This is a genomic window from Promineifilum sp. (SeqCode) (assembly GCF_041918635.1).
Taxonomy (GTDB): domain Bacteria; phylum Chloroflexota; class Anaerolineae; order Promineifilales; family Promineifilaceae; genus Promineifilum.
On the sequence record NZ_JAYRVJ010000040.1, the window covers coordinates 1 to 2,956 of the forward strand.

A 2,956-nucleotide genomic window follows, 5' to 3' on the forward strand; every position below is an offset into this window, starting at 1 on the left:
AATCCCTGGCCCACGATCTCGTTGGCGGGGATGATGGTGATGAAGGCGTGGGCGTCTTCCTCGTGGACGATGCCCTTCAGGTACTCGATCTCGGTCACGGTCAGGGCGACCAGGAGCACGTCGCGCTCCTGCTTCAGGTACATGCCGCGGCCGTGCAGCGCCGTCGCCCCGCGGTGCAGTTCGCGGATGATGCGGTCGGCCACGGCCGCCGGGTTGGCGGCCACGACCAGGGCCAGCACCTGCGACCGGCGGCGCGACCGCCGGCTCAGGCGCGACCAGACCGAGGCGATGTCGGTGTCTTCCTCCTGATCGCTGTGGCCGGGCCACAGGTTGCCCAGGAAGTCCTGGAGGTCGTACTTGGGCATCACCTCGCCGCTGGCCTCGTGCAGGGTGCGGGTGATCAGCGCCATCAGGAAGAGCACCACCAGAAACGCCAGCAGCCCGATCAGGATGAGTTCGCCGGGCAACGGGCCGATCGTGGCCCGCTCCAGCATGATCCGCAAGGATCGCGCCTGAACGGGGTGAAGAAAGAGCTTGAGCAGGATGCCCAGGAAGAGGATCAGGAAGATAGCCAGATAGTTGTTGCGCAGGCGGCGGCCGATCGCCTCCAGGCGCGAGATGGGAAACTCCGGTTGCAGCAGCGACTCGGCCAGCGTCTCATCCCAATCGGCGTGGGGGGCAAAGGGGGGCACGAGCATGGCGGCGAAGAAGTCGGTCTCCATCAGGCGGGCGCGCAGGCTCCACAGCTCATAGTAGCGGTAGCGGCGGGCCTCGATGAGCAGGAAGAGGCCGACCAGCAGCATGACCAGCAGGAAGACGCCCCAGTGGTTGCCCGGCTCGGCGAAGATGAAGGTGATGGAGGCGGCCACGGTGACCACGGCCCAGTTGGTCGTCGTGTCCAGCCGCGACCGCCAGACGTTGGAGCGCTGGATCTCGGCGCGGTAGTAGTGCACCATGGCCGTGTTGAACTCTGACGGCCGCATCTTGTAGCCGCGGAACGTCCACACTGGCTCGTAGCTGGTTCCGGTAGCGGCAGCTTCGGCGGCGGCGCCGGCCGCTGCACCCGCTGCCGCGCCGGCCGCTGCGCCCGCTGCCGCCCCGGCGGCCGCGGCCGGGCTGGGGGATGGCGCGGCGGCCTCGTCCTTTGGCTTACTCGCGTCGGTCACGTGACTTCTTCTCCTCTATCGCCTGGCAGCGCAACCCCGCCCTGCCGCGCGATCTCCCGCGCCACCGCGTCGGCCAGGGCCATCAACGCCCCTTCGTCGTCCGGCAGGTCGCCGTAGGGCACGTTGACCCGGCCGTCGCGCGTGGGCACGGACAGGGCGACGACGTATTCCGGCCCCTCTTCGGCCACGCGGTAATCCCGCTCGGCATGGATGCCGCGCTCCTTCAGTGTGGCGTAGAGCCGATCCACGTAGGGGCCGCCCTCGATGAACAGATCGTTGATCTCGGTCGCGTCCTGGAAGCGGTCCCAGGTGGTGTGGATGAAGGTCACGCGCCGCCAGCGCAGGCTGACGATGGGTTGGGCGAGTTTCTGGAGCGGGCCAAGCTGGACTTTGTAGTAGATATCGTCGGCGCGGGGGTGGTCGGGTTCATCGGGCAGCAGGTCGCGGCGGCGGGCCAGTTCGTGGCCGGTCGTTCGGGCATAGTAGTGGATGGCCCACTTCTCCTCGCCAAACTTGCTGCTGAAGTAGAAGGCGATGATCTCGGCGTGCAGCCCCTTGGGAGCGAAGCGTTGCGGGATGCGATACCAGCCCTCGCGTCGGATGATGTCGAAGTCCGACGGCCGCGGGACGTAAGCGATCAGGACGCGGTCTTCCGGGTACATAAACTCTATTGTAGCGCAAAAGAAGAATAGAATGCTGTCGTCGTAACTGGTACAATAGAGCTATGTCAGGAATCGAAGTTTCGGCCGAACTGTTTAGACCCCTGCAACAACTGGCTGCCGAGCGTGGCGAGTCGGTCGGCGCTATTGTCGAGCAGCTCATTGTCGATTACTTACGAGAGCAACGCCACCACTACCTGTTGGGTGAGATGGAACGCTTCCGCGCCCACCATTCCGAACTCCACCAGCAGTACGCCGGCAGCTTTGTTGCCCTACGTGACGGCCAAGTGCTTGACCATGACGCCGATGGGGGCACTCTCTATGCTCGCCTGCGACGGCAGTATGGCGACTTGCCGATCCTGATCGTCGAGGTGACTGATCAACCAGAACAGGTCTTTACTCGATTGAGCAAGCGACTTGGGCCGTGAAACAACCTTACAATACTCAATACCGGCCTCCGATCCCTATCCTGAACATCCGGCTCTATTCACCCGTCAGTGACATTTTCAGTGATGCACTGCCGGCCCTTGTTGATACCGGCTCCGATGCCTCACTGGTCCCGCTGACGCAACTACTGGAACTCGAAGCAGAGGAGACTGCGCCCGGCTGGCTGGTCAGTATCACCGGGGAACGCAAGGTGGTGCCTCTTTATTTCGTGGATGTGTACATCGACCACATAGCATTGCCCGGTATCCGAGTCATTGCCGACAAAGATGCTGATGAAGTGATATTGGGCCGTGACGTATTGAACAAACTATCCCTCTTCCTTGATGGCCCAGAGCGCTTTCTTACCATCCCTGACGATAGGCTCATCCAACGATTGCGTCGAGAATGATTCAACTTCATGCCTGAACTGCCAGAAGTCGAAACCTTCGTCCGCGCCCTACGCCGGCCGCTGGTGGGGCGGACGATTGTGGAGGCGCGCAACGACTGGCCGCGCCACATCGCCTTCCCGCCGCCGGACGAGTTCGCGGCGCGCATTGCCGGCCGGCGCATCGAGGCCATTGAGCGGCGCGGCAAGTACCTGGTCTTCACCCTCAGCGACGACGAGACGCTCATCATCCACCTGAAGATGACCGGCCACCTGTCGGTCGTCCCGGCCCAGACGCCGCCCGACCCCTACGCCCACAC

Annotated in this window: 5 protein-coding genes; 3 read left to right on the plus strand and 2 right to left on the minus strand. The window is 63.8% G+C overall.

The genetic code is table 11. The annotated features are described in order from the left end of the window. Window positions 1–1,166 (minus strand): DUF2270 domain-containing protein (locus tag ACE3UY_RS01300; RefSeq protein ID WP_374685743.1); only part of this gene is annotated, 1,166 nt, incomplete at its 3' end. Next, on the minus strand, window positions 1,163–1,828 hold the full coding sequence (locus ACE3UY_RS01305; protein ID WP_374685744.1) for a hypothetical protein: 666 nt from the start codon (window positions 1,826–1,828) through the stop codon (window positions 1,163–1,165). The genes ACE3UY_RS01300 and ACE3UY_RS01305, both read right to left, overlap by 4 nt. 62 nt (window positions 1,829–1,890) lie before the next feature. Between ACE3UY_RS01305 and ACE3UY_RS01310 the strand changes: the two genes are divergently transcribed. The 3 genes from ACE3UY_RS01310 to ACE3UY_RS01320 all read left to right on the plus strand — a co-directional run. Then, window positions 1,891–2,253 (plus strand): DUF5678 domain-containing protein, encoded by a 363-nt coding sequence (locus tag ACE3UY_RS01310; RefSeq protein WP_374685745.1) that lies wholly within the window; start codon window positions 1,891–1,893, stop codon window positions 2,251–2,253. After that, window positions 2,250–2,660 carry a hypothetical protein gene (locus ACE3UY_RS01315; RefSeq protein WP_374685746.1) on the plus strand — a complete coding sequence of 137 codons (411 nt, stop codon included), beginning with the start codon at window positions 2,250–2,252 and terminating at the stop codon, window positions 2,658–2,660. The genes ACE3UY_RS01310 and ACE3UY_RS01315 overlap by 4 nt, the downstream gene beginning before the upstream one ends. Before the next feature lie 9 nt (window positions 2,661–2,669). After that, a partial coding sequence (locus ACE3UY_RS01320) for a DNA-formamidopyrimidine glycosylase family protein (protein ID WP_374685747.1) occupies window positions 2,670–2,956 on the plus strand: 287 nt, incomplete at its 3' end.

What these genes read in the sequence shown, in the direction of transcription:
- ACE3UY_RS01305 (WP_374685744.1), bottom strand. Translation starts at nt 1,828, where the DNA reads ATGTACCCGGAAGACCGCGTCCTGATCGCTTACGTCCCGCGGCCGTCG.
- ACE3UY_RS01310 (WP_374685745.1), top strand. Translation starts at nt 1,891, where the DNA reads ATGTCAGGAATCGAAGTTTCGGCCGAACTGTTTAGACCCCTGCAACAA.